We start from the raw sequence: 2,631 nt of genomic DNA, 5'->3' as shown, positions 1-2,631 counted from the left end.
GCTTCTACCGCACCAAGCTGCCCGACTGGGCGGGCTTCTTCGGCGGCCGCCGGCTCGTCCCGATCCTGTCGGCCTTCGCCGGCCTGCTCCTCGGCATCGTCTTCGGCTACATCTGGCCGGTGCTCGGCACGGGCCTGCACAACTTCGGCGAGTGGCTGGTCGGGTCCGGCGCGGTCGGCGCCGGCATCTTCGGTGTCGCCAACCGCGCGCTGATCCCGATCGGCATGCACCACCTGCTCAACTCGTTCCCGTGGTTCCAGGCGGGCGAGTACCACGGCAAGAGCGGTGACATCGGGCGCTTCCTGGCCGGCGACCCGCACGCGGGCCAGTTCATGACCGGCTTCTTCCCGATCATGATGTTCGCGCTGCCGGCCGCGTGCCTGGCCATCGTCCACTGCGCCCGGCCCGAGCGCCGCAAGGTCGTCGGCGGCATGATGTTCTCGCTCGCGCTGACGTCCTTCGTCACCGGCGTCACCGAGCCCATCGAGTTCACCTTCATGTTCATCGCACCGGTGCTGTACGCGATCCACGCCGTCCTCACCGGTGTCTCGATGGCGCTGACCTGGGCGCTGGGCATGAAGGACGGCTTCGGCTTCTCGGCGGGCGCGGTCGACTTCGGACTGAACCTGGGCATCGCGAGCAACCCCTGGGGCCTGGTCCTGGTCGGCCTGTGCTTCGCGGTGGTCTACTACGTGATCTTCCGCTTCGCGATCACCCGGTTCGACCTGCCGACCCCGGGCCGCGAGTCCGACGAGGAACTGGCCGAACTGCAGAAGGCGGAGGCCAAGTAGCAGCAGGCGGCACGAGGGCCCCGGGACCGAGCGGTTCCGGGGCCTTCCGTCTGTCGTGGGGGCGTCAGATCTCGTACGTCGCCCGCGGCGCGGCCAGTTCCACCGGTCCCGTGAAGACCTCACGGGCGTCCCGCAGGTTCACCTCGGGGTCGGTCCACGGCGGGATGTGGGTGAGCACCAGGCGGCGCGCCCCCGCGCGTGCGGCCGTCTCCCCCGCCTCGCGACCGTTGAGGTGCAGGTCGGGGATGCTCTCCTTGCCGTGCGTGAACGCTGCCTCGCACAGGAACAGGTCGGCGTCCCGGGCCAGCTCGTCCAGCGCGTCGGTGACGCCCGTGTCGCCGGAGTACGTCAGGGACTTCCCGCCGTGCTCGATCCGGATGCCGTAGGCCTCCACGGGGTGGCGGACCCGCTCGGTGTGCACGGTGAACGGGCCGATCTCGAAGGCGGACGGCTTGACCGTGTGGAAGTCGAAGACCTCGCTCATGGAGGAGGCGGAGGGGGTGTCCGCGTAGGCCGTGGTCAGACGGTGCTCGGTGCCCTCGGGGCCGTAGACCGGCAGGGGGGCGCACCGGCCGCCGTCATGGCGGTAGTAGCGCGCCACGAAGTACGCGCACATGTCGATGCAGTGATCGGCGTGCAGATGACTGAGGAAGATCGCGTCGAGGTCGTAGAGACCGCAGTGGCGCTGCAGCTCGCCAAGGGCGCCGTTGCCCATGTCGAGGAGCAGCCGGAAGCCGTCGGCCTCGACGAGGTAGCTCGAACAGGCCGATTCCGCGGACGGGAACGACCCCGAGCAGCCGACGACGGTGAGCTTCATGAAGCAGAAACCTCCGTTGGCGGGAGAGCGGTGGGCGGGACGGGGGCCCCTCGGGATGAGGGCTGTCGGGGGTCGTGCGGTTTGTCGAGCGTAAGGCGCGAAAGCACGGGTCGCTCCTCCGCCAGGGGCCGTTGTGGGCGAACTCACCTGCGCTGTCACCGGTTCGGCTGGATGCGGGGCGCACCAGGACCGGGAGAGGGCGCGCGATGCGCGGCGCACGCCGGTAACGTCATCGTATGGACACGTCCTGGTGGCTCGCGCTCGCGGCCGTGGTACTGCTCGCGCTGGTCGCCACGCTCGTCGACGGCTGGGGCCGGGGCCGGCGGCCCGGCGGGCGGCGGCTGCGGCCCCCGGGCCGGCCCGGTGCGCGGACCGCGCACGCGGTGCGGCCGACCCCCGGGGACATCTGGTGGGCGAACGTGCCCTTCGAGGACCGCGACGGGGTGAAGGACCGGCCCTGCCTGGTGCTGGCCGTGCGCGGCGACCGGGCCACGGTCGCGAAGATCACCAGTAAGTACCACGACGAGCGCTCCGGGGTGATCCCGCTGCCGCCCGGCGCGGTCGGCGACGCCCAGGGCCGGCCCAGCTTCCTGGAGACCGACGAGCTGCGCGAGGTCCCGGTGACCGGCTTCCGTCGCCGGGTGGGCGTGGTCGACCCGGTCCTGTGGGACCAGGTCCGGCACCTGGCGGGCTAGCGTCCCACCACGGCCGGGGGCGTGTCTTTCAAATCAGCCCGACTCGGATCGGCGGTGCCTTGTCGGTGCCGCGGCCCCGGGGTGATCCGAAAGACACGCCCTAGCCGACCCGGACGGTGACCGACCATTCCTCGATGCCCTTGCAGGACACCCGGCCCGGTGCGGTGGGTTCGGCGCACAGGGGGCGGGAGGACGTGAGCTTCACCGTGCCGGCGGCCACCGCCCGGTACGCGGCCGTGGCGTCACCCGGCTGGAGGACGAAGCCCGCGTTGACCGCCCGCAGGGCCGAACCGCTCGCGGTGACCGGCTTCCAGGGGCGGGCCCGGGT

3 protein-coding genes and 1 pseudogene are annotated in these 2,631 nt (G+C 71.6%); 2 read left to right on the top strand and 2 right to left on the bottom strand.

The window, feature by feature from the left end; genetic code table 11:
- Nucleotides 1-791 (top strand): PTS transporter subunit EIIC (locus IE312_RS40620; protein WP_229899996.1); only part of this gene is annotated, 791 nt, incomplete at its 5' end.
- 64 nt (nt 792-855) lie between these two features.
- Here IE312_RS40620 and IE312_RS17845 read toward each other — a convergent pair.
- On the bottom strand, nt 856-1,608 hold the full coding sequence (locus IE312_RS17845) for an MBL fold metallo-hydrolase (protein WP_189982921.1): 753 nt from the start codon (nt 1,606-1,608) through the stop codon (nt 856-858).
- A gap of 236 nt (nt 1,609-1,844) precedes the next feature.
- On the opposite strand from IE312_RS17845, the gene IE312_RS17840 reads away from it, so the two are divergent.
- Nucleotides 1,845-2,303 carry a type II toxin-antitoxin system PemK/MazF family toxin gene (locus IE312_RS17840; protein WP_189982919.1) on the top strand — a complete coding sequence of 153 codons (459 nt, stop codon included), beginning with the start codon at nt 1,845-1,847 and terminating at the stop codon, nt 2,301-2,303.
- Nucleotides 2,304-2,403: 100 nt separating this feature from the next.
- On the opposite strand, the pseudogene IE312_RS40615 reads toward IE312_RS17840, so the two are convergent.
- Nucleotides 2,404-2,631: pseudogene (locus IE312_RS40615) on the bottom strand (hypothetical protein); the annotation flags it as partial.

The sequence above is a fragment of the Streptomyces capoamus genome (genome assembly GCF_014654935.1).
GTDB classification, from domain to species: domain Bacteria; phylum Actinomycetota; class Actinomycetes; order Streptomycetales; family Streptomycetaceae; genus Streptomyces; species Streptomyces capoamus.
This window is presented reverse-complemented; position numbering and strand designations above follow the sequence as displayed.

Bases quoted from the DNA above. Each gene is read 5' to 3' on its own strand.
- IE312_RS17840 (WP_189982919.1), top strand. From the start codon at position 1,845: ATGGACACGTCCTGGTGGCTCGCGCTCGCGGCCGTGGTACTGCTCGCG.
- IE312_RS17845 (WP_189982921.1), bottom strand. From the start codon at position 1,608: ATGAAGCTCACCGTCGTCGGCTGCTCGGGGTCGTTCCCGTCCGCGGAA.